The sequence below is a fragment of the Lentimicrobium saccharophilum genome, assembly GCF_001192835.1.
In the GTDB taxonomy this organism is placed as follows: Bacteria; Bacteroidota; Bacteroidia; order Bacteroidales; family Lentimicrobiaceae; genus Lentimicrobium; species Lentimicrobium saccharophilum.
Genome location: NZ_DF968182.1, coordinates 1,856,909 through 1,879,677 on the forward strand (window position 1 = coordinate 1,856,909; position 22,769 = coordinate 1,879,677).

General features: G+C 47.9%; 17 protein-coding genes and 1 other RNA gene. 11 read left to right on the top strand and 7 right to left on the bottom strand.

Translation table 11 applies throughout. The annotated features are described in order from the left end of the window. Positions 1–2: 2 nt before the first annotated feature. The 5 genes from dnaJ to ssrA all read left to right on the top strand — a co-directional run bounded on the left by dnaJ (position 3) and on the right by ssrA (position 5,314). Positions 3–1,148 (top strand): molecular chaperone DnaJ, encoded by a 1,146-nt coding sequence (dnaJ, locus tag TBC1_RS07120; protein ID WP_062040172.1) that lies wholly within the window; start codon positions 3–5, stop codon positions 1,146–1,148. A gap of 98 nt (positions 1,149–1,246) precedes the next feature. Further along, the gene (locus TBC1_RS07125; RefSeq protein ID WP_062040173.1) at positions 1,247–2,182 is read left to right on the top strand and encodes an ABC transporter ATP-binding protein; all 936 of its coding nucleotides are present in this window, start codon (positions 1,247–1,249) and stop codon (positions 2,180–2,182) included. Between the two features lie 11 nt (positions 2,183–2,193). Then, positions 2,194–3,603 carry an ABC transporter permease gene (locus TBC1_RS07130; RefSeq protein WP_062040174.1) on the top strand — a complete coding sequence of 470 codons (1,410 nt, stop codon included), beginning with the start codon at positions 2,194–2,196 and terminating at the stop codon, positions 3,601–3,603. 88 nt (positions 3,604–3,691) lie between these two features. Beyond that, entirely contained in the window at positions 3,692–4,858 is a 1,167-nt protein-coding gene (locus TBC1_RS07135) for a sigma-54-dependent transcriptional regulator (RefSeq protein WP_062040175.1), read from the top strand. A gap of 83 nt (positions 4,859–4,941) precedes the next feature. After that, positions 4,942–5,314: a transfer-messenger RNA gene (gene ssrA, locus TBC1_RS07140) on the top strand. A 136-nt stretch (positions 5,315–5,450) separates the two neighbouring features. Here the strand turns inward: ssrA and TBC1_RS07145 are convergent. After that, the gene (locus TBC1_RS07145) at positions 5,451–7,052 is read right to left on the bottom strand and encodes a dipeptidase (protein WP_062042862.1); all 1,602 of its coding nucleotides are present in this window, start codon (positions 7,050–7,052) and stop codon (positions 5,451–5,453) included. A gap of 478 nt (positions 7,053–7,530) precedes the next feature. On the opposite strand from TBC1_RS07145, the gene TBC1_RS07150 reads away from it, so the two are divergent. From TBC1_RS07150 to TBC1_RS07170, 5 genes are all read left to right on the top strand, one after another. Then, entirely contained in the window at positions 7,531–8,013 is a 483-nt protein-coding gene (locus TBC1_RS07150; protein WP_172668847.1) for a T9SS type A sorting domain-containing protein, read from the top strand. Further along, positions 8,010–10,244, top strand: a complete 2,235-nt coding sequence (locus tag TBC1_RS07155; RefSeq protein ID WP_062040178.1) for a carbohydrate-binding domain-containing protein — start codon at positions 8,010–8,012, stop codon at positions 10,242–10,244. The genes TBC1_RS07150 and TBC1_RS07155 overlap by 4 nt, the downstream gene beginning before the upstream one ends. Before the next feature lie 161 nt (positions 10,245–10,405). Then, positions 10,406–11,584, top strand: a complete 1,179-nt coding sequence (locus TBC1_RS07160; RefSeq protein WP_062040180.1) for a class I SAM-dependent methyltransferase — start codon at positions 10,406–10,408, stop codon at positions 11,582–11,584. A 343-nt stretch (positions 11,585–11,927) separates the two neighbouring features. Continuing rightward, entirely contained in the window at positions 11,928–13,115 is a 1,188-nt protein-coding gene (locus TBC1_RS07165) for a YCF48-related protein (protein WP_082189514.1), read from the top strand. Positions 13,116–13,474: 359 nt separating this feature from the next. Next, a complete protein-coding gene (locus TBC1_RS07170) occupies positions 13,475–15,142 on the top strand; it encodes a T9SS type A sorting domain-containing protein (protein ID WP_062040184.1) in 1,668 nt (555 codons plus the stop codon). 108 nt (positions 15,143–15,250) lie between these two features. On the opposite strand, the gene TBC1_RS07175 is transcribed toward TBC1_RS07170, so the two are convergent. Together TBC1_RS07175 and TBC1_RS07180 are read right to left on the bottom strand one after the other, a co-directional pair. Next, entirely contained in the window at positions 15,251–16,546 is a 1,296-nt protein-coding gene (locus TBC1_RS07175) for an NCS2 family permease (protein WP_062040187.1), read from the bottom strand. A gap of 19 nt (positions 16,547–16,565) precedes the next feature. After that, positions 16,566–17,261, bottom strand: coding sequence for a DUF5020 family protein (locus TBC1_RS07180; protein ID WP_062040189.1), 696 nt, complete (start codon positions 17,259–17,261; stop codon positions 16,566–16,568). Positions 17,262–17,415: 154 nt separating this feature from the next. Here TBC1_RS07180 and TBC1_RS07185 point away from each other — a divergent pair, with 154 nt between their 5' ends. After that, positions 17,416–17,838 carry a DoxX family protein gene (locus TBC1_RS07185; protein WP_062040191.1) on the top strand — a complete coding sequence of 141 codons (423 nt, stop codon included), beginning with the start codon at positions 17,416–17,418 and terminating at the stop codon, positions 17,836–17,838. An 18-nt stretch (positions 17,839–17,856) separates the two neighbouring features. On the opposite strand, the gene TBC1_RS07190 is transcribed toward TBC1_RS07185, so the two are convergent. The 4 genes from TBC1_RS07190 to TBC1_RS07205 form a co-directional block, all read right to left on the bottom strand. Beyond that, positions 17,857–18,327: a hypothetical protein gene (locus TBC1_RS07190; RefSeq protein WP_062040193.1), complete on the bottom strand. Its 471-nt coding sequence runs from the start codon at positions 18,325–18,327 to the stop codon at positions 17,857–17,859. Further along, on the bottom strand, positions 18,324–18,551 hold the full coding sequence (locus tag TBC1_RS07195) for a DUF3820 family protein (RefSeq protein ID WP_062040195.1): 228 nt from the start codon (positions 18,549–18,551) through the stop codon (positions 18,324–18,326). Before TBC1_RS07195 ends, TBC1_RS07190 begins: the two co-directional genes overlap by 4 nt. Positions 18,552–18,676: 125 nt before the next feature. Further along, entirely contained in the window at positions 18,677–20,464 is a 1,788-nt protein-coding gene (locus tag TBC1_RS07200; RefSeq protein ID WP_201781641.1) for an alpha-amylase family protein, read from the bottom strand. A 210-nt stretch (positions 20,465–20,674) separates the two neighbouring features. After that, complete coding sequence (locus tag TBC1_RS07205) at positions 20,675–22,729, bottom strand: TonB-dependent receptor plug domain-containing protein (RefSeq protein WP_137305508.1); 2,055 nt, start codon at positions 22,727–22,729, stop codon at positions 20,675–20,677. Between the last annotated feature and the right edge of the window lie 40 nt (positions 22,730–22,769).

A 22,769-nucleotide genomic window follows, 5' to 3' on the forward strand; every position in this document is an offset into this window, starting at 1 on the left:
CGGTGACGAAAAGAGATTATTACGAAATACTGGGTTTGCAGCGCAACGCCGGTGAGGCTGAAATAAAGAAGGCATACCGTCAGATGGCGCTGAAATACCATCCTGATAAAAACCCCGGAAATAAGGAAGCTGAGGAGAAATTCAAGGAAGCTGCCGAAGCTTATGAAGTACTCAGCAACGCCGAAAAACGTGCGCGTTACGACCAGTATGGGCATGAAGGCATGAAGGGCATGCCGGGCGGCGGATTCGGCGGAGGAATGTCGATGGATGATATTTTCAGCCAGTTCGGCGATATTTTCGGCAGTGCATTCGGCGGAGGTTTCGGAGGTTTCGGCGGAAGTACCCGCCGCAGGGTAAACAAAGGTACCAACTTAAGGGTAAAAGTACGGCTCACCCTCGAAGAGATTGCCAAAGGGGTAGAGAAGAAAATAAAGGTCAACAAACTGGTCAGTTGTTCAACCTGTCATGGTACTGGCGCGGCCGGAGGATCGTCCTTTTCTACCTGTTCCCACTGCCACGGTACCGGCCAGGTAACGCGTGTAACCAATACTTTCCTCGGGCAGATGCAGACCAGTTCAACCTGTCCGTACTGTAACGGAGAAGGTCAGACCATTACCAACAAATGTAATACCTGTGGCGGCAGCGGAACTGTGAAAGGGGAAGAGGTAATCAGCCTCAACATTCCGGCAGGTGTTTCCGAAGGAATTCAGCTTTCGGTAGGAGGTAAAGGAAACGCCGCTCCCCGCGGAGGTGTTCCCGGGGACCTTATCGTTCAGATTGAAGAAATACCACACGAAGAACTTATACGCGACGGTTCCAATATCCTTTATGAGCACTACATCAGTTTTCCTGAAGCTGCGATGGGCACTTCCATCGAAGTGCCAACCATTGAAGGCCGCGTGCGGATCAGAATAGAACCCGGCACCCAGGGAGGCAAGGTTCTACGCCTCAAAGGGAAAGGGGTTCCCTCCCTGAATGGCTACGGCCGTGGCGATCAACTGATCAATATCAATGTGTGGACGCCGAAAAACCTTAACCGCCAGGAAAAAGAGATGTTGGAAAAACTTATGGAATCCGAGAACTTTAAACCTCATCCAGGCGCTAAAGACCGTTCGTTTTTCGACCGCATGAGAGAGTATTTTCAATAATTTTGTCTTTCCGGATGAAAGTGCATGAGGGGTGATTACTTAAATGAACAAGCAATCACCTTTTCTTCTTTAACCCATATAACCAACCCTGAATATCAATGGCCTATTTTTCAGTAAGAAACATCACCAAACGCTATGCGGCCCATACAGCACTCTCCAATGTGAGTATCGACGTGCCGGAGCAAAGCATCTTCGGACTTCTTGGTCCGAACGGGGCAGGAAAAACTTCCCTTATCCGCATCATCAATCAGATTACAGGCCCTGACGAAGGAGAAGTTTACTTCGGAAATGAAAAACTTGCCCCCCATCATGTTGACCGTATCGGTTATCTGCCCGAAGAACGCGGGCTTTACAAAAAAATGAAAGTGGGCGAACAGGCATTGTATCTGGCTCAACTCAAAGGAGTCAGCAAAGCCGATGCCATGAAAAAACTGAAGTACTGGTTCGAGAAGTTTGAAATCCAGGCATGGTGGAACAAAAAGGTGGAAGAACTTTCGAAAGGAATGCAACAAAAGGTTCAGTTCATCGTCACCATCATACATGAACCCTCCCTGCTGATCTTCGATGAGCCTTTCAGCGGGTTCGACCCCATCAATGTAAACCTGCTGAAGGATGAAATTCTGAACCTGAGGAAAAACGGGGCCACCATCATCTTTTCTACGCACAATATGGCTTCGGTGGAAGAACTTTGCGATAACATTGCCCTTATCAACAATTCACATAAAATACTCGAAGGCAGTGTTAAGGAGATAAAAAAGAGGTTCAAAACCAATACCTACTCCATTGATTTCGATGGCTTTACAGGCCCGGTCAATCCGCTTCTGCCCGGAGGGTTCGTACTCACAGAGGATAAATCTGACGATGACCTGAGACAAGTAACCGTCACATTGCCTGCAACAGCCACCCAAAATGAGCTGCTGAATGCTTTTATGCCTTATGTCAACATTCATGCTTTCAGGGAAATTATCCCCACCATGAACGAGATCTTCATCAAAACAGTGCATGCGGCAGGCAATCATTCCATAAACAGTTAATTAGAAGACCTATGAATAAGATAATCCTTGTCATAAAACGCGAATACCTTTCCCGCGTCCAGAAAAAGTCGTTCATTGTAATGACCATTCTCGGCCCCATCCTCATGGCAGCGCTTTTCATCGTCCCCATTTATCTTTCACAAATGTCGGATGAAGTAAAAAAGGTTGACATCCTGGATGAAACCGGGTGGTTTATCAACAAATTCGAGAACTCCGAACGCTTTAATTTTGAGTATGTTTTCACTGACCTTGAAACAGCGAAAACAGCTATGATGGCAAAAAAAGGATACGCGCTGCTTTACATTCCCAGACCCGAAGTGAGTGTACCCGCAAGCGCCATGATCTTCAGCGAAAAGCAAGCCAGCATTGACCTGAAAGGATACATCAGGAGCGTAATGGGCAAAGAGGTTGAAAACCAGAAGCTGGGAGCGGAAATCATCAGGGAAATCAAAAAGGCAAACCCGGACTTCAATACCGGTGAAAACGATACCGCTTCCCGGGAAAGTATCGTGAGTGAGGAAATCCTGAAAAATATCAAGACCAACATCAAACTAACCTCAATCAGGATAGGCGAGGAAGGTAAGGAAGAAAAAAGCTTTACCGAAGTAAGTATGGGTGTAGGCATGTTTGCCGGCATCCTGATCTATTTTTTCATTTTCCTGTTCGGATCGCAGGTAATGCGGGGCGTTATTGAGGAGAAGGTCAGCCGCATTGTGGAAGTAATCGTAAGTTCGGTGAAACCCTTTCAGCTGATGATGGGCAAGATCGTCGGGGTCGCCCTGGTCGGGCTTACGCAGTTTATGTTGTGGGTAGTGCTTACCCTGGCCATCGTCACAGTTTTTCAAACGGCGATGCCTGATAGTATGAAAAAGGATGAAACCGTTCAGGCTTTTAACCCGGGCACAAGAATCCCTGCCTCAGCCGAGGCAAACATCAACTTTGAAGAGACAGAAAGCCCAGATAACATGGACAGGATTATCGAAGCCCTCCAGTCCATAGACTATGGCACCATGATATTCTCATTTATCTTCTTCTTTCTGGGCGGGTACCTGCTGTATGGAGCCATGTTTGCAGCCATCGGGGCAGCCGTGGACAATGAAACGGACACCCAGCAGTTTATGATGCCGGTGACCATTCCCCTGATCCTTTCTATTATTGTCGCGCAATTTGTAATCAACAATCCCGAAGGGCCGGTAGCCTTCTGGTTCTCAATTATTCCGTTTACTTCACCCATCATCATGATGGTACGCATACCTTTCGGAGTACCTTACTGGGAACTGGCCCTCTCGATGGGTTTACTCACGGTTACATTTATTGCAGCTGTCTGGATGGCCGGCAGGATCTACCGGACCGGGATCCTCATGTACGGGAAGAAAGTTTCGTGGGCTGAACTGGGAAAATGGTTATTTTACAAAGGGTAAATGGCACAGAGCTTGTAGCAGCGTCAATGCGGAACCGGCAGCATGAAAAACCGGGCGATACTAACAGCATTCCGAATTAAAAGATAACATGGCACGAATACTTGTAATTGACGATGAACGCAGCATCCGGAGTACGCTGAAGGAAATACTTGAATATGAGGGGTACCAGATGGATGAAGCACCCGACGGGATGACTGCCCTTGAGCTGGCGGGCAAGGAAAAGTATGACGTGATCCTTTGCGACATCAAGATGCCGCAGATGGACGGGATAGAAGTTCTTGACCGCCTGCTGGTGATGAATGACACCCCGGTGGTGATGATATCCGGCCACGGCAATATCGAAACCGCCGTGGATGCCATCAAGCGCGGCGCCTATGATTATATTGCCAAACCCCTCGATCTGAACCGGTTGCTGATTACCATACGGAATGCCATGGAAAAAGGCAGCCTGCTGAAAGAAACACGCGTATTAAAACGCAAAGTCAGCAGGACCTATGAAATGATCGGTGAATCGGAGCCCATGCTTCAGATCAGGACCATGATTGAGAAAGTGGCTCCGACGGATGCAAGGGTGCTGATTACCGGAAGCAACGGTACCGGAAAAGAACTTGTAGCCCGCTGGCTGCACGAATTCAGCAACCGGTGCGAAGGCCCCTTTGTGGAGGTAAACTGCGCGGCCATTCCGGGTGAACTGATCGAAAGTGTACTTTTTGGCCATGAGAAAGGATCTTTTACATCGGCCATCAAGCAGCGCAAAGGTGATTTTGAGCAGGCCAGCGGCGGTACGCTCTTCCTCGATGAAATCGGTGATATGAGCCTGGCTGCACAGGCCAAGGTGCTGAGGGCCCTGCAGGAAAACAAGATCATGCGCGTGGGAGGCGAAAAGGATATACCGGTAGATGTAAGGGTCATCGCAGCGACAAACAAAAACCTGGTTGAGGAGATTGAAAAACGGAATTTCCGCGAAGATCTCTATCACCGCCTGAGTGTAATCCTTATTCATGTGCCTACCCTGAACGAACGGGCTGAGGATATCCCGCTGCTGGCAAATCATTTTATCAATGACATCTGCGAAAGCCAGGGCAAGCCCCTGCTGACATTTACGGATGATGCCATAAAAGCGCTTCAGGACATAATATGGACCGGCAATATCAGGGAGCTCAGGAATGTGGTAGAACGGCTGGCTATCCTGTGCGATGGTCAGATTACCGCCGCCGATGTGGAAAGGTATGCCAGGCCGTTGAGCAAGGGATAAAAAGAATAAACGTCAGAATCAGGATGTTGATTTCACCGGTTTGGTATATATTTTGTAATTTTGCACCAGTAAAACAAGTGACCGGGGATGACCGGTTTTGACAGCAGGGAAGTGGTACTGTAAGCATGCCGGGCGTTGGAAGCGTGGCCCGTTAATCCCAACTTTCAAAGCCCTAAACGGCAACGATTACAATTACGCGTACGCCGCTTAATCAAGAGGATTAAGCCGCCTACTGCTCCCCGGGAAGCCTCGCGCGGCCGCGTCCTGACCGGAGCATCGCAAAAGCCGCGATAAGGCAGTTAAGGTCCCGGTGACTGCACGAAAACCAAAGGGAATAAGAAACGGATCGGGTTGTTTTCTCCCTGTCAGTTTACGAAAACCAACTGAAAACTAAGCATGTAGAAAGCACTATTGCTGCCTGTTTGGACGCGGGTTCGACTCCCGCCATCTCCACAAAAAAACCTGTAAATCAATAGTTTACAGGTTTTTTATTTACTGAAAAGAGTCCTGATAACCCAGGCATTTTCAGGGATATAATTTCACAGGCTTACTTTCGTCCCACCGTTGAATTATACTTGTTCATGCCAGAATATCAAAACCCCCGGCCGAACATTTCCCAGAATTTAGCTTCCATGGCAGTCCAGCGCTGCATGGTGGCACCGGAGAAATCATTGCTGTAGTTCGTGAGCAGGGCACGGGCTTCATCATTTTTACCGGTCTTTATCAGCTCAGCGGCATTCTTCTCAAGTGCGGGCATCTCCAGCCTGGCTTTTGCTTCAAAACTGAGCACCTGCTCCAGCATTTGCTTCTTTGTCTTACCCCACGATACCGTCGCCAGTTTATTGGCTTTACGGTAGCTCCACAGTGCAGCATCCTCGCGATAAGACTTCTGTCCGCAGATTTCCCATTTTGAGGGTACCTGTTTTACTCCTGCATAGATGGGTACACGCGGACTCTGGCCCGGATTATCGAATGAAAACCAGGAAACGCCGCCGACTTCATCGGGCAACCAGTCGCGAAGAACGGTTATATGCGAATAAGAGCACCATGAAACCGATACGGTCCGCTGAAAATCTACCGTACCGGGCGCAATATAGTTGAGCGTGTTGCGCATATCTCCCGTGAGCCAGGGATTGGCAACCGGGCTGACGATTGTATCCCTGCCAATCACGTTTCTTTTCTTGTCGTAACGGGTATTGACCATTTTAACGTGCCGGGTCATATCGTAGCTGCTGCCCTCATAAGACGAGCGGTACAATTCCGTCAGCACCTCCATGCTTACCTTCTTTTCCGGTTTTACCGAAAACGGAAGTTCATCCATATCAATGCTCAGGTTAAGGGATGGCGCCAGGGTGCTTAGCACAAAGAACTCCCTGATTTTGAATGGCTTTTCGGCATTGGCATAAGCTTTCCAGAACTTAAAGGGCTCCTTGCCATCCCACAGGCCAAACTCTCTGGCAACCTCCTTTACATTCGGGCTGGCCATAAAAAAATCGGGATTGCTGAAATCGATGATTCCGATACGGGATATGTTTGCCGATATACCCACATGATCGTCGGGGACACGTTGTGCAGCCCAGACCCCTCCGATCCGCTCCTTCCCTTCTCCAAGTATTTCCATCTGCCAGACCTCACGGGTATCGGCAATGGTAATGCATTCACCGTAATCGCCATAACCGTATTCTTTGATCAGCTCTCCGATCAGGCGGATGGCATCGCGGGCATTGTCGCAGCGCTGCAAGGCGACGCGCTGCAACTCTTCGATAAGAAACATTCCCTTCTTATTTACGAGTGTATCTGGTCCCACGAAAGTAGTTTCACCCATGGCCAGCTGCTTTTCGTTCAGCGAAGGATAGGCGGTATTGAGGTACGCATAGGTATGCTTTACCTGGGGGATGCGTCCGGCCACGGTAAGTTTCCGCATATCGTCAGGCGTTTCGGTATGCAGTGTGCCTTTGTATACCGTATGCAACGCAGTGTCAGCATGATCCGCTGCCTTTTCCATTCTCACCCAGGTACGGTAATTGCCATCGCAGGTATGGGCGGTAATCACCGAGCCATCGGCCGAAGCCATTTTCCCGACCATAATGGAGGTGCAGCTCTCGCCAAACCAGGGATCGCCGGGATTTACCTGCGCGGATAGGATGATGCTGCTCAAAGTCAGCAATGATGCAAAAATGATACGTTTGTCCATAATCAGTCCGTTTGGTGGCAGTGCCGGTTTCAGTTGATTTAATACCGGCCGGTGTGCTTTGGTTAGTGAAACTTTTCCGGAACCGTCGTTGCCCGTCCGGGCGGTAAATTTAGTAAGGGTTTTCAAAATAATCTAATCCCGGGCAGGTGGCAAATTAAAATCCGCTGGACGATAATCTGAGTTTCCTGATCAACACCTTGCTAAGGCTATATTCAATCTTCCTGAAAATCGTCTGAAAAAAGGGATATTTCAACCGGAGAAAAGGATATTTCGTCTAAAATATTCGTTTATCAGTCCGTAATACCCTTATTTTGAAAAACCAACCGGATTAAGCTGCTGGAGTGAATGTCTGTGATAGCCGGGATCTTATTTAAACAAATCCCGGTTGCTGAAGGAAATGTTCATTTCACAGCAGATTCTGGTTACTTGTACCTATAAGATCATTCACAAATATATCACGAACGGCAAATCAAACAATATGAAACAAAAACAATTGCTGCTGATCTTTCTGACTTTGTTTTTCTTCCCTTTGGGAATTCAGGCTCAGTCACTGATCGTGCAGGAAACTGACGGGTACGAAACCAGCGAAGCACTGAGTCTAGTCAGGAAACTCACTTTTGAGCAGAACAACCTGCATGTTCACTTAAAATCGGGTATTATTGAAAGTTACGGACTTCAGCAGGTACGGAAGCTTTACTTTGACACCCTGACTACCGCAGCCAGCCTCGTTCCGGGCACTGATGAACACCTGATTGTTTATCCTAACCCTGCCGGCAACCTGATTATGGTCGATCACATACCATCAGGCACCAAAGAACTCTCCGTTTTCTGCGCTGAGGGGAGTCTGGCAATGCAGGTCCGGGTCAATATGCAGAAGGAAACCATCAACCTCGACGGGCTTAAGAGCGGCATCTATTACATTTTTGCAAATGGCCGGGCGGCAAAATTTATCAGGCTATGAAAAAACACATTATTACGCTGGCCCTGGCAATTGCCGGTCTGGCAGTTATGGCTCAGGAAAAAATGTACATCCATAAAGCGGATCATTTCACCCTGGGAGCCCTTGTCACTTCAACTGACAGTATTTATTTCAGCAACGACCAGAGCACCATCTTATTCAGCATTGGCGACACCCTGGACTCATACGCCGTATCAGAGATTGACAGTATCACTTTTGGCGCGAATTCAACCATTATCAGCATCTTCTATGAAGGGAACTACGTCAGGGTTATAAACCCGCTTGCTTATGAAGGGGTTTCAGTTTCAACTGACGGAGCAAATGTAACCGTAACCTCAACCAGCCAAATACAGGATATTGGTTACCGTCTTTCAGGGAGCACCCATGGAGGCTCGTTTAAAATATACAGCCAGCAGCCTTTCGAGCTGATGCTTAACGGGGTGCAGATAACCAATACCAATGGGCCGGCCATAAACATTCAATCCGGGAATACAGTTACCGTCGACATCATGAACGGAACAACAAATGCGCTTACCGACGGCGGCTCTTACAGCAATCCTGCCAAGGCACCTGACGGTAAATCAGAGGATCAGAAGGGCGCTTTCTTCAGTGAAACCACACTGATATTCACCGGCACCGGTAATCTGACCATCAACGGCCTGGGTTCTGCAAAGCATGGCCTGTGCAGCGACAGCAACATTGAGATCAATGGCTGCAGCATTAACATTGCAAGTGCAGCAAAAGACGGGATACATGCGAAGACCGGATTCGAAATGATAAACGGTTCACTTAATATAACTGCGACGGGTGATGCCATTGACGGAGATGCTGGAAATGTGACCATCACAGGCGGAAATATTACGACCCTGAATGATGCAGATGATGTAAAAGGCATAACCTGCGACGGAACCATGTCCATTTCGGGCGGGGTGCTCATGCTTACGGTCAACGGAGATCAGTCAAAAGCCATGAAGAGCGAATCGGACATTACCATCAGCGGAGGCAGCATTACTATAATTACAACAGGTGATGCAGTGCTTGAAGCTTCAGGATCCGGATTTGACCCTTCCTATTGCACAGCTATCAAATGCGATGCAAATATTAATATCAGCGGGGGGAGCATAGACATCATAAGCACGGGAATCGCCGGTAAAGGTATTTCATCGGATGCTGACATCACTATTGCAAACGGAACCATAACCATAACCTGTTCGGGGAACGGAGCAAGATACACGAATACCGAAGGTGCTTATGACGCTTATGTTTCCACCTGCATCACATCCGACGGAAATACCCTGATTAACGGAGGTAACATTACCACCAGCAGTTCCGGTTCAGGCGGGAAAAGTATTTCAGTGGACGGAACTCTGAACATAGAAAACAGTAACTCACCCCCTGTAATAAACCTGACTACAACAGGAAACAGGATTTACATCAGTGGCTCCGGTGAAAATGCGGAATATGCAGAGGCCAAAACCGTCAAGAGCGATGGCGACATCGTAATTGAAAGCGGAAACATCACGCTTAATTCAGCGGATGACGGGTTGAAATCAGAAACATCCATTACCATATCCACCTCCATTATCAACATTACCAACTCAGTTGAAGGCATAGAGGCTCCATTTATCAACATAAACAGCGGGGAAATAACTATTAAGTCATCTGATGACTGTATCAACACTACATTTGGCCTGGGCGGAGAACAAAACGACGGGAGCATCATGACCTTTAACGGAGGCTTTGTGGCGGTAAATACAACCGGAGGCGACGGGCTGGATGCCAATGGCAATATTGTCATTAACGGAGGAACCATCGTTGTACACGGGCCGCCCAATGCCCCTGAAGTTGGCATGGATTACAACGGCTCCTGTAATATGAACGGCGGATTCCTGGCCGTTTCAGGGCCTAACTCAAATATGCTTCAGGCGCCCAGCAACAGTTCCACACAGAACTGCCTGAAGGCGGTTACTTACAGCGGGTTATCAGCATCTACCTTGTTCCATATCCAGGATGCTTCCGGTGTTAATATCTTAACATTCCAGCCTCTCCGCACTTACTACTCTGTCATCTTTTCTTCTTCTGAACTGCTGACAGGCTCCACTTACTCAATCTATACCGGGGGAAGTTGCAACGGGACCATTAATAACGGGCTTTACACCGGCGGAACGTACTCGGGAGGTACATTCAGGAAATCCTTTACGATTAATAACAGGATTACAAGTGTAAACTTTTGAATATCTTGCACTTATGGAGGGATGAAAAAGTGCCTTTACCGTTCCGGTAAAGGCACTTTTTCATTGTCATTTCACAACATACTCAAGGGAAACGTAAAAATTTTTCAGGTAACCGTTCGTCAGATAGTACTTACCTTTGCAGAAGCAATCCAGAATAAGTTATGCCTTCAGAAGAGAATATTATCAGACTGCTTTCACTGCTGAACGAAAGTTATGGCAATTCAACACTGATAAAGCTGACGCTGAGCAACAAGCGCTCAAGATCATCGGATCTGAACAATGTATTTATCCGTCCGGTAGTGATCAGGGAACAGGCTTTACTGCAATTTACCTACCGGCATGCAACCCGGGACATCACCTCGAACTACCCGGCCGGAGAAGCTGCAGGGAAAATTGAAGAGCTGCTGAAGGAGACCTTTATGAATGCGGATCTTTTCACTGCTGAAGCCGATTACACTTTGCTGAGCAACAAAAAAGGCAACAGCAAACTACTGAAAAAGGCTGCTTCATCATCAGAGTTACCGTTATACCGTCACGACAAACTGAAGCGCAGGCTGATTCCGACTGAAAACAACGTTTACCTGCGCGAGTTGGGTGTATTAACGAATGACTGGAAGGTGAAAGCCGGGATGGAGGATAAATTCAGGCAAATCAACCGTTACGTTGAGCTGGTTGAGGATGTACTACGTAATGCGGCCTTACCCGGGCATTTTTCAATCGCCGATATGGGCTCAGGAAAGGGATATCTGACCTTTGCCCTTTATGACCATCTGAGCCGGAACAGCGGGGCATCCTTCAGCATAACAGGGGTTGAACTGAGGCAGGCGCTTGTTGACACATGCAATAACATCGCAAAGAAGGCCGGTTTTGATCACCTTCATTTTATTACCGGATCGATCGCAGAAGCCGGACTGACTGAACCCAACGTTCTGATTGCCCTGCATGCCTGTGATACGGCAACTGACGAGGCCTTATACAGGGGTATTACATCGGGGGCGGAAGTGATTATGGTAGCCCCCTGCTGCCATAAACAGATCAGGAAACAGATCAACCCTCCGAATGTACTGAAGGAAATCACCCGCTATGGTATTTTTGAAGAACGTCAGGCTGAAACACTTACGGATACGATCCGGGCCCTGATTCTTGAAGCCTGGGGATATAAAACAAGCGTTGCAGAGTTTATCTCCACCGAACATACCCCCAAAAACGTAATGCTTTCGGGACTGCGAAAGAAAGTCCGGACTTTACCCGACCCCGCCGTGGTGAAAAAAATATCGGAACTGAAGCAGCAATTCGGAATAAAATATCATCATCTTGAGCAGTTGCTTGGTATGCTCTAGTCCTGCGCTGTCATTTTGAACAGATTAATTCAATGGCCAGGTAGTTTTTCAGCTCCGTAAAAGTTTCGAACTCTGGTGCTTACAATTCCGGATCAATATAATATTCACCGATAAGGCACAAACATAATTTCCTGTTTAGCAATCATTTATTGATCTGAATACTTGCTTAAAACCGGTAAGTTGCTTACATTTGTGTTTCACCAATAAACAGGTTTAACACTCCAGAAAATCCGAATCTACGGGCATCAGACCAGACCGGAAAGCACAATATCCCGGTTGGTGTAACTCACAGCGATAAAGGGCCGGATATTCAGGTCACTCTTGCATCTCAACACAAGGATCCATGAAAAAATCAGCATTGTTGTTTCACTTGCTCCTGCCGGTGTGTTTTTCCTGCTTTTCGCAAACCTGGGTTAAACAGGAATCAAATACTACTTCCGATTTATACAGTTTATACTTCATTAATACTGATACCGGATTTGCCTCAGGTTCAAACGGAACAATTATTAAGACTAATGATGGCGGATCTAACTGGTTATCTGTAAATTCAAACACTTCCGAAAGGATTGGCTCAATTCATTTTACAAATATTCTGACAGGCTTTGCAGTTTGCGGGAGCGGACTATTAAAAACCACCGATGCCGGAGAAAACTGGTTTATTCAGGATACGGCTTCCTGGTTAACAGGAATAAGTTTTATTAACCAGGATACAGGCTTTGCCTGCGGGAGCGGTGTACTATTAAAAACTGCAAACGGAGGCAATACCTGGGTCAGACAACAGAGTATCGGCGGGACAGTTATCAGCTTTTATGCGGCAGACGCTGATATTTTCTATATTGGCGCCGACTGTTCTTACATATATAAAACTATAAATGGCGGGACCAACTGGGATGTAATATACGGCCCCGGATTTCCCGTATCTTATTATGACTTATATTTTATGGACCGGGATACCGGCTTTGCGGCAGGCGGAGGCTGGGCGCAGGGATCGGAGGCTGGCATTATTATGAAAACAACCAATGGAGGAATGTCATGGGATGGATTTTCATTCGATAAAACCGTCCGGTCCGTGCACTTCGTAAATAAAACAAGTGGTTATGCAGCGGGTAATTATGGAACCATATTTAAAACCACTGACACAGGGAATAACTGGTCACAATTGAATTCAGGCGTTACCGAAAATCTGACCCACATCTGGTTTACAGATGCATCAACCGGTTATGCCGTCGGTGAAAACGGAGTCATCCTGAAAACCACAAACGGCGGACTGGGCATTATTACACCGGATAACAATGAGAAAGATTTCAGCCTTTTTCCTAATCCATTTATAAATTATATCACAATTAATGCGTCACAGTTAACTGATAATGCGGAAATCAGTATTTACACCATCCAAGGATTATTGATTTACAAACAATCATTGCGAAAAACGGCAACTCAACTTGATTTATCATTCATGAAACCAGGAATTTATTTTGCTGCATTTACAAGCGGGCAAAGAACCGGAATTATTAAAATGATCAAGAAGTAATGCCAGTCACCGGCAACCGGAACTAAAACCTCAATGAGTGTTATGATAACCGTACCTTATAAAAATGCTCCGTTGGTAAGCCGGCACTGCCCGAATTATTAAAATGTCTTACAATTTCTATATAATCCCAGTGTTTCTGATGTTCAAATACCCCTGCTATAACATGCTGGTTCCGGATTCCATCCGTTTCTGCTATGCTTCACTGCGGAATCACCAAAAATGAAATCTCAAAAGCAATAGAAGTGCAAATACTTAAATATTAGTATTTTAAATACCAATTATCTTGCTTTTCTACCTGAAATTGATTATATTTGCTTTTTTTGGTTTTCATACCATTTATACACCCTAAGACCGGAGCTATGCAGAAGTACAGGTTATGGGTTGTAATGTTATGCTGGGTTCTGGGCATCACTGCTGCAGCGCAAACTTTTATTGAAGCCGGCGATGTAAGCGGAAGCTGGACCAAGCACGGTTCGCCCTATATCATCAACGGCGCCATCACCATCCCTTCAGGCAGCGAACTGATCATTGAACCCGGAGTTATGATCAGTTTTGCCGGACACTACAAATTTGTAGTTATGGGCAAGTTGTCTGCCATAGGAAATGAGACAGACAGCATTATTTTTACAGTGAATGATCCGAAACAAGGCTGGCACGGTTTGCGGTTTCTGAACACCGTCACGGCAGAACAGGACACCTCGCGCCTGCAATTCTGCCGGATTGAGTTTGGCCGGGTGTTTGGCGACTGTCCGGATAATCGCGGAGGTGCCATTTATGCCGAACTTGCAAGATTGAATATCAATAATTGCCTGATCCGTTACAACAGGGCTGTATCCGGTGCAGCTGACTGGGGCGGCGGGGCAATTTACTGCGAGAAAACAAATGCCGTGATCACTGATAATCTGATTACGATGAACTATTCAGGCCATGACGGCGGCGGCATCTACTGCTCCTTTTCCAATCCGAAGATTATCCGGAATACCATAACCAATAATCAGGCGGCCTACCGGGGTGGCGGGATAGCTGCTTTCTCCTTCTCCTCCCCTGTTATTCAGAACAACATCATTAATAAAAACACTGCTGCTGATCATGGTGGCGGGATCAATATATCGGGAGGCAATCCGCTGGTTCAGCACAATTACATCGAAGAAAACCAGGCCGGGGCCGGCGGAGGCGGCATCAGTTGTTACCTGAGCAATGCCCGGATCATTAACAATCAGATTGTTTCAAACACTGCCGGCAGCGGAGGCGCTTTAGACTTCAGGGGCAGCAGCCCTTCGGTTTTTGCCAACACCGTCTGCAACAACCAGGCTACCGGCAATGGGGGCGGCATCAGCAACTCATTTGAGATGGTCGGGGTGCCGGTTTACAGTAACCCTGTCCTGACATCGAACATTATCTTTTACAATGCCGGCGGGCAGGGCAGCCAGATATGGTCAGCCTCAGGATGCGAGCCATTTGTCAGCTATTGTGCCATCGAGGATATGAACGGCGAAGGAATCTCAGGGGGCATGAATGACTCCGGGGCCAATACTGATCAGTCACCCATGTTCATCAGCCTGGGAGAGAATCCATGGGCGCTCAGCAGCAATTCGCCCTGTGTTGATGCCGGGCCGGCAGAACTGAGCGGTACATTCTGGCCTGCCTGTGACCTGGGCGGATGTGTGCGCGTTTGGGACGGAAACGGCGACCAGCTCGCCGTGATTGACATAGGGGCCTGGGAATTCGGATCGCAGTCATTGGGCACCGAAGAAGCGAATCCTGCTAAAAAAGGCGTATTTTCATGCATTCCCTGCCCCAATCCGGCCGGGGAATCAATTTCTTTCCTGATAAACACTCCGCAACCGGGAGAAATATACATCGTAATCACCCTGACTGACGGAAGAATTTTTCTGAAAACCTCTGCATACGTATCGGAAGAGGATCATCGTCAAATCATCTCTCTGAGCAGACTCCCTACCGGGGTTTACATCTATGAAGTTTACTACATGGGGCATAGGCTTAGTGGTCGTTTAGTACACCTTTAGGATCCATACTCAAAGAGTACTCCCCCGGAAACACTGCATAACGCCGTGTCCTCCGGGGGAGTTTTTCTTATCTCAGGAAAATAAAAGCCTGACGCTGTTTGCCGGGGCTTACTTTGTGAAGAAGCTGAGGACAAACAATACTGCAAGCACATACATCACCGGGGTGACTTCGCGGTATTTTCCGGTCAGCAGTTTGAGCAGCACATACGAAAGCATTCCAAACACGATACCTTCGGCAATAGAATAGCTCAGGGGCATCATGATAATGGTAAAGAAAGCCGGAATCGCTTCGGTGAAATCATTGAGATTGATTTTAAGAATGGGAGACATCATGAACAATCCCACCAGGAAAAGTACCGGAGCGGTTGCGGCAGCCGGAATCATAAGGAAAAGCGGGGCAAAGAAGAGCGCCAGCAGGAACAATCCTGCCACCGAAAGAGAAGTAAGTCCGGTACGCCCGCCTTCAGCTACGCCCGAAGCACTTTCAACGTAAGTGGTTACTGTACTGGTTCCCAGCATGGCTCCGAAAGTCGTTCCGAAAGCATCGGCAAAGAGTGCCTGCTTGGCATTGGGAATTTTACCGTCTTTTGTTAGCATTCCGGCTTTATCGCTGACGCCAACGAGTGTTCCAACCGTATCAAACATATCCACAAACAAAAAAGTAAACACCACTACCAGCATATCTGCAGTAAAAATCTCATGAAATTCAAGTTTCATGAAGATGGGAGACAAAGAAGGCGGCAAGGATACCAGATGTCCTTTCGGTATCTGGGTGACCCCCAATGGCAATCCGATAATGGTGGCTGCAAAAATCCCGATCAGCAGGGCTCCCTTAACATTTTTTGCAAGCAGCACCCCGGTAATGATAATTCCTGACAGTGCAACAATCACGGCCGGTGATTTGACCGATCCAAGCCCCAGCAGTACAGCATCGTTGTTGACAATGATCCCGGCATTCTGCAGACCAATAAAGGCAATAAAGAGTCCGATACCCGCCGAAACGGCGTGCTTCATATTCATAGGTATGCTGTTGACGATCAGTTCCCGGATATTGAATGCGGTGAGCAGAATAAAAATAATCCCTTCGATAAATACCGCGGTCAGGGCAAACTGCCATGAATGTCCCATGCCCAGCACAACAGTGAAAGCAAAGAAAGCGTTCAGGCCCATACCGGGGGCAAGGGCAAACGGCAGTTTCGCATAGAGCGCCATTACAAGGGTGGCAGCCAGGGATGCCAGGGCAGTAGCCGTAAAAAGCGCATTTTTATCCATGCCGGTGGCACTCAGTATAGAAGGATTCACGGCCAGGATATAGGCCATGGTCATAAAAGTGGTAAGACCCGCCAGCACTTCGGTGCGGATGGTGGTCTTATTTTCTGAAATTCTGAAGAATTTTTCTAACATAGTGATCCGGTTTCAGGGGTTAAAAGGTCCACTTCGCGGCAAGGGTCGGATTGACTGCAAAGCCCTTGACACCACCAAAGTTGCTGCTCAATTCAATCTCTGTGCCCAGAGAAATATTCTGGGTAAAGTTATACCACAACTGGGGTTCCGATAAAAATATAAATTTGGTTTCATCCAATGATTCATCATCATTTACAAACGCATTATCCTCTCTCCAGAAATCGGCAAAACCACTGAATGTCATTTTCTTGTTCAGGAAATGCATATACCAGACACCGGTGAGCTGAAAAGCGGCATCGTGCTTATCGCGGATATATTTGTACAACACCTGAAAAGTAAATCCGCGTGAAAAGTCTCCGTTGTTCCAGACATAATCCAGACCTCCCAGCCAGGCGTCATTGATCTGATAGGCTCCACCTGGCATAAACTGGCCAAACCCGCCGTTATACTCGGCATGAAATGCCAAAGGGGTTTTACCCAGATTGAAAGCTCGGGCAATTTCCCAGTAAGCCATACTGACTCCCTTTACATCATTGACGTTATAATCCATATCCACAAAGAAAAAAGTTGAGCCCCATTTATCGGGCCTGAACATCTCAACTGTGGTGGTGGGATACTGACGATCCTTACCAAAATCGTAATGTAACTGCACATTCTGGGCAAAAGTCCCCGTTACCGCAAAGACCAGCAGTAAGATCAGATAGTTTTTTTTCATGTGATAAGTGGTTTTAGTTTAAAGCGCAGGCAAAAATAAAGCATAGCATGAATTTTCAAAATTCACCGGTTTTGAAATAAAAACCTCCGAAAACCGCGTCAATACAGAACATTGGTCGTTTTCGCCTGTTTATAGTGAACCAATTGTTCATAAAATGTTAAAAACAATATCTGAAACCCGGCACGGGAGGTTTACGGATGCCGGACTGTTGCTTGCACGCGTGGCCGCAGGCGCCATGATGTTGACACACGGTATTCCGAAAATCCTGAACTATTCTGCGATCGTTGCTTCCGGAAAATTCCCGGCCATATTTGGCAGTGCGGAGCTGGGACTCTCCCTGGCGATTATAGCAGAGGTGGGGATGTCGATATTGCTGATCTTCGGATTGCTGAGCCGGCTGAGCACCATCCCGCTGATCATCACCATGCTTGTAGCCGCCTTCTATGCCCATGCCGGTGACCCCTTCAATGCCAGAGAGCCTGCTTTGCTATATCTTACAATGTATCTGATGATTTTACTGGCGGGGCCCGGAAGATACTCGGCAGACCATCTTATTCGCAGCAAATACCGGAATTGAAATCCGTGAAGCGGAGTCTTAAAGAAGTTTTAACTCCTCCTGGTAATCATGCCTCAGGTCTTCGTGCAGCGATGGCAGCAGCTTCCTGACCTTTTCGAGCTGCCCGGCGTAAAGATTGACAATTGAAGTAACCTCAGGCAACAACATGCCGGTGTTTTTCATGGTACGGCAGAAAAACAGCCGCATTTCCACTTCAAACTGCTTTGAACCTGAAAAGCGAATGAATTTGTTGACGGTGCGGAGTATTTTGCGGATGCTTTTCCGGATGTAATAACTGCTGGCGGGATTGATTTCGCTGAAGGATTGTGTGATTTCGTGCTTAACCGACCGGAGAAAATCTTCTTCATCCCCGGTTTCGAACAACAGGTATGACATCAGCTCTTTGTTTTCGTTCCGGAATCTGGCCAGGCGAAGGCAAATCTGCACCAGTTCCTTTTGCGGCAGGCGGTTCAGCTCCTGCCTGATCAGGGTGACTGATGCAGGTTTCATGACAGTTTCCCTTTTTTGATCGGATCCAGCAGATACTCCAGTCCGTTCAGCTTAATTTCATAAATTGTATGCAGCAACATGCCAAGTTTGCCTTCCGGGAAGCCTTTGCGCCCGAACCACTCCAGATAGGAAACCGGCAGATTGCAGAGCAACGTGCCTTTGTATTTCCCGAAAGGCATCGGCATGGTAACTAGTTGAACAAGTATCTGAGGATCAGGATACATAATCTAAACAATGTTTTTTATCAGGGTTCCGGCTGAGAAACCCCATCTGTTTCAACCGGATTCCGGACTCCGCGCCGGAATGCCGGGAGACAACCCTGTCTGACGCATCAAAGACTGCCACAGGTTTATTTTTCAAGCTTAAGAATCAGTGATTCGAGCGGTTCCACGGCAACTTTTACCGTACCCAATCCGTCCGTGACAATCAGTTCATATTTTTTTTCCTGGTAGAGCTGATCTGTAAGCTGATATTTACCATCCGCCAGTTGCCACTCCATTATAAGGTCCGAAGGAATTTTAAGTTCATACTCATCGGCGACCCAGTCTTTGAAATTTACAAGTATCAGCAGGTGTTCATCTTCAGACCAGCGGGCAAAGGCATATCCTTTCTCATAGTAACCGGGGCTGTTGGCGCGGTTGTAGGAATGCAGTTCCTGATACTTACCCATCAACGCGGAGCTGTTGATGGTAAAGTTGAGCAGGCGCTTGTAAAAATCGCGCAGTGCGGATTCTTCTGCGGTCAGTAAACCTCCGTCGAATTTTCCGTTGTTCATCCAGCGCTGGTGGGCAGGAACGCCCCAATAATCGAAAATGGTAGTCCTTGTTTCGCTGCCAAACCCTGCATTTCCTTCGCCGTGCTCCCCTACCTCCTGACCAAAATAGATCATGGTAGGCGCCGTGCTGATGGTGGCGCTCAGGGTCATCGCCGGTTTGCCTTTCAATGCATTGCCGGCGAAAGCCGGGCTGGGCAACCGCTGTTCGTCATGGTTCTCAAGAAAATGGAGCATATGATGCTCAATATCTGCCAGACCGGCCTGAATACCGGCAATATGGTCGGCCGAACCGTGGCCCTGTATGATATTTTTCAGCGTATCGTAAAGTTCCACCTTGTCATAGAGATAATCCATCTTACCCAGGTGAAGATAATCGCGATAGAGGGACGGATTGTAGACTTCGGCCAGGAGGAATGCATCGGGATTGGCATTTTTGATGGCTGAATTCATATAACTCCAGAATTCCACCGGCACCATTTCGGCCATATCAAAGCGAAAGCCGTCCACACCAAAACTGACCCAATAGAGTGCAATATCCCGGAACTTTTTCCAGCTGTCAGGCACATCTTTTCCTTGCCAGAAGTTATAATGATCGCTTACAGACTTTTGCCCGAAACCGGCCGGCAGGGTATCGAAATCTTTGGTGCCATCCGGTCTGACTCCATAATTAATTTTCACTGTCTCGTACCAGTCGTTGAAATCTGGCCGGGTCATTCTTGAACCGTTTCCGGTCCATTTCGCGGGAAATTCCTCAAACTTCCCGTCGGCCATAGGATGCGGCTCGCCTCCCAGGGGCTTGTACCAGTCAGGAAATTCCGGGACACTGAATGGCTGCCCGGGAATATAATAAAAGTTATTGTTGCGTGCATATTCAACCGTTACATCGTCGGATACACCGAAATCCTCCGTTCCGGGAGGGTTGGAGAGCGATTTATAATGCCTGGCCACATGGTTCGGCACAATGTCCATGATGGCCTTCAGGCCCTGCCGGTGGGTGCGTTCAAGCAAGGCCCTGAACTCATCAAGCCTTTTGGCAGGATCAACGGCCAGATCCGGGTTTACGTTGTAATAATCCTTAACGGCATAAGGAGAACCCGCCCGGCCTTTCACCACATCAGGGTCGTCGTTTGATATTCCGTATGCTGTATAATCGCGGATCACGGCATGGTGCGGCACTCCGGTGTACCAGATATGGGTAACGCCCAGCGCCCTGATCTCTTCCAGTGCTTTGTCAGTGAAGTCATTAAACTTCCCTACCCCGTTATCTTCAATTGTCCCCCAGGGAATGTTTGCAGTATTGGTATTCCCGAATAACCGGGTAAATACCTGATAAACTACTATTTTCTTATCAGATTGATCCATGGTTTGAGATTTTGTTTTGTCAGAAGTTCCTTTACAGGACAACAACACTGCCGGAGCAAGTAACGGAAAAATCCAGCGAAACACTTTCATAGCGGCTGATCTTTGGTTGATTATTCAAAGATAAATAAAGTTTCCCAGCCGCAGATTGTTACCCGGAAATCCTTCTGCGACTTCCCTGCCGTTATATTAAAGATGAATCCGGAGGGTGACTTACTTAAGTTGCAGCTGATATTTTACTCCGGCCAGCATCCAGCGTCCCGGCTGAAGTACATTGGCATGATCCATCACTTTGGTATTCAATATATTACTGACTTCTGCAAACACCTGAAATGCGCCAGGGTTCCAGAATGCTTTTACATAGGCCAGCAACACCGGGTGATAAGGAATTTCATCAACATATGCACCATCGACATAAGGCTGATAGCCACCGGAACGATCCTGAAAAGAAAGCTTCCAGTCGATACCGCTCTTTGAAGTAATTGAGTGGCCAAGGCTCATATCCACTTTGTGTTTGAGGATATCCAGCGCATAAAGCGAGGTAAAACCCCTGCTGTGCTTATCTGCCTTTGTCCAGGAATAATGCAGGCCGATATGCCTGACCACCTTTTGGCTGCCCGATTTCCGGAGGTCGAAATCCGCACCGGCTTCAATCCCGGCAACATGAATCATGGTATGATTGAGGCTCTGCCAGATTTCGTTTCCGGCAGGTTTTACCCAGTCTATCATATTTTTTCCCCATTGCCGGTAAACGGATATCTCAGCATTTACAGCGCCTTTATTCAGCTTAAAACCCGATTCCAGCGCAAGCGCTTCTTCCGGTTTCAGATCAGGATTGCCGGCATTGGTCGGGCTGTTGTAGAACAGGTCGGTGAATGTGGGCAATCGCAGTGTTCTGTTGGCCGTGGCGTACCATCTGATTAATTTATGCACCTGCCACCCGAGATCAATTCCCGGATAAATACTGATGCCATTTGGCAGTGAAGCATTCAGATGCATCAGCAAACCGGCGGAAACGGAGAAATTTTCAAGAAATACCGATTGCTCTGCCATCATACTGAGGGACTGCCGCTGATACGATCTGGTAAATTCCTCTCCCGGTTCACCCGGAACAGACCTTGGCACGGCCATCGGATTCCCCAGCACATTGCTGAAAATATGCTCAAAACGGTAATCGGCGCCCAGCGACAACCGGCCATAACCGGCTACATGCATCCAGTTAACGGTAGCTCCGGCAACATCTGTCATGTGATAATTGTGACCGGGATACCACAGCGGGGCATCATCACGGAAAAGTTCAAAACGGTCATGATGCCTTCTCCAGTAGACTGCCGGATTCAGGTTAATCCGCCTGCCAGGCTTATATTTAACGGATATAAATGCGGCACGGGTTTCCTCGGCCTGAGCCGGAAACCTGGGCGAATAAAAACTGTTTGCCCCGAAGGCGCGCTGTGTAAAGCCGGCCTGCATATCAAAGGAACCCGGTCCGGAAGGGACAACAGCCCTGTAAAACATATTGAGGTTACTGAAATCAGTATTTTCCTGATATCCGTTGCTCCTGTTCCAACCAAGTGAAATGTGCTGATTTATTTTACCCAATGCAAGCACTGCCGATACAGATGATTGAAAAAGACCGAATTCTCCGCCCGAGAGCGTTGCGGTGATTCCCCGCCTGTCCGGATCTGCCGTAATGATGTTGATGGCACCGTTAAATGCGTTCGGGCCGAAAATCCGGGCCCCGGGCCCCTGGAGCACCTCTATACGCTCAACCGAAGATAAGTCAACCGGGAGATTCAGGTTGTGATGTCCCGTCTGGGGATCGGTCAGATTGATCCCGTTCAGTAAAATTAATGTCTGATCGAATGTTCCGCCCCTGATGCTGATGTCGGCCTGGATCCCGAAAGCTCCCCGCTGCCTGATATCCACACCGCGCAGATGTTCGAGCAATCCTGCCAGTCCGGCTGAGGAATGCTGGGCAATCTCCGTAAGGGTGACCACCTGAACAACGCGCATCAGCTCCGACTGAACGACCGGAGTACGTTGGGCGCTGACAACAACTTCTTCAAGTTCAATTTCACGCCCGGATGATGAGGATGGGATGGAATCCGGCTGCTCCTGGCTATGACCCGGCAGCACAAGTATGGAACACGACAGACTGAGCACGCCGATACGGATGCTGCGTCCAAGGCTGCTGAATACCGCCCATGAACTGCGGCTCCAGCGCCGGAAGCTTATCACACCCGTCACTCCGGACTGAAGGTTTTCCATATACTGTTTGTTTTTGAGCGGCAAAGGTAGTCTAATTAAA

Coding starts and splice junctions, on each gene's coding strand:
- TBC1_RS07125 (WP_062040173.1), top strand. CDS start 1,247: ATGGCCTATTTTTCAGTAAGAAACATCACCAAACGCTATGCGGCCCAT.
- TBC1_RS07130 (WP_062040174.1), top strand. CDS start 2,194: ATGAATAAGATAATCCTTGTCATAAAACGCGAATACCTTTCCCGCGTC.
- TBC1_RS07135 (WP_062040175.1), top strand. CDS start 3,692: ATGGCACGAATACTTGTAATTGACGATGAACGCAGCATCCGGAGTACG.
- TBC1_RS07145 (WP_062042862.1), bottom strand. CDS start 7,052: ATGGACAAACGTATCATTTTTGCATCATTGCTGACTTTGAGCAGCATC.
- TBC1_RS07150 (WP_172668847.1), top strand. CDS start 7,531: ATGAAACAAAAACAATTGCTGCTGATCTTTCTGACTTTGTTTTTCTTC.
- TBC1_RS07155 (WP_062040178.1), top strand. CDS start 8,010: ATGAAAAAACACATTATTACGCTGGCCCTGGCAATTGCCGGTCTGGCA.
- TBC1_RS07160 (WP_062040180.1), top strand. CDS start 10,406: ATGCCTTCAGAAGAGAATATTATCAGACTGCTTTCACTGCTGAACGAA.
- TBC1_RS07165 (WP_082189514.1), top strand. CDS start 11,928: ATGAAAAAATCAGCATTGTTGTTTCACTTGCTCCTGCCGGTGTGTTTT.
- TBC1_RS07170 (WP_062040184.1), top strand. CDS start 13,475: ATGCAGAAGTACAGGTTATGGGTTGTAATGTTATGCTGGGTTCTGGGC.
- TBC1_RS07175 (WP_062040187.1), bottom strand. CDS start 16,546: ATGTTAGAAAAATTCTTCAGAATTTCAGAAAATAAGACCACCATCCGC.
- TBC1_RS07180 (WP_062040189.1), bottom strand. CDS start 17,261: ATGAAAAAAAACTATCTGATCTTACTGCTGGTCTTTGCGGTAACGGGG.
- TBC1_RS07185 (WP_062040191.1), top strand. CDS start 17,416: ATGTTAAAAACAATATCTGAAACCCGGCACGGGAGGTTTACGGATGCC.
- TBC1_RS07190 (WP_062040193.1), bottom strand. CDS start 18,327: ATGAAACCTGCATCAGTCACCCTGATCAGGCAGGAGCTGAACCGCCTG.
- TBC1_RS07195 (WP_062040195.1), bottom strand. CDS start 18,551: ATGTATCCTGATCCTCAGATACTTGTTCAACTAGTTACCATGCCGATG.
- TBC1_RS07200 (WP_201781641.1), bottom strand. CDS start 20,464: ATGGATCAATCTGATAAGAAAATAGTAGTTTATCAGGTATTTACCCGG.
- TBC1_RS07205 (WP_137305508.1), bottom strand. CDS start 22,729: ATGGAAAACCTTCAGTCCGGAGTGACGGGTGTGATAAGCTTCCGGCGC.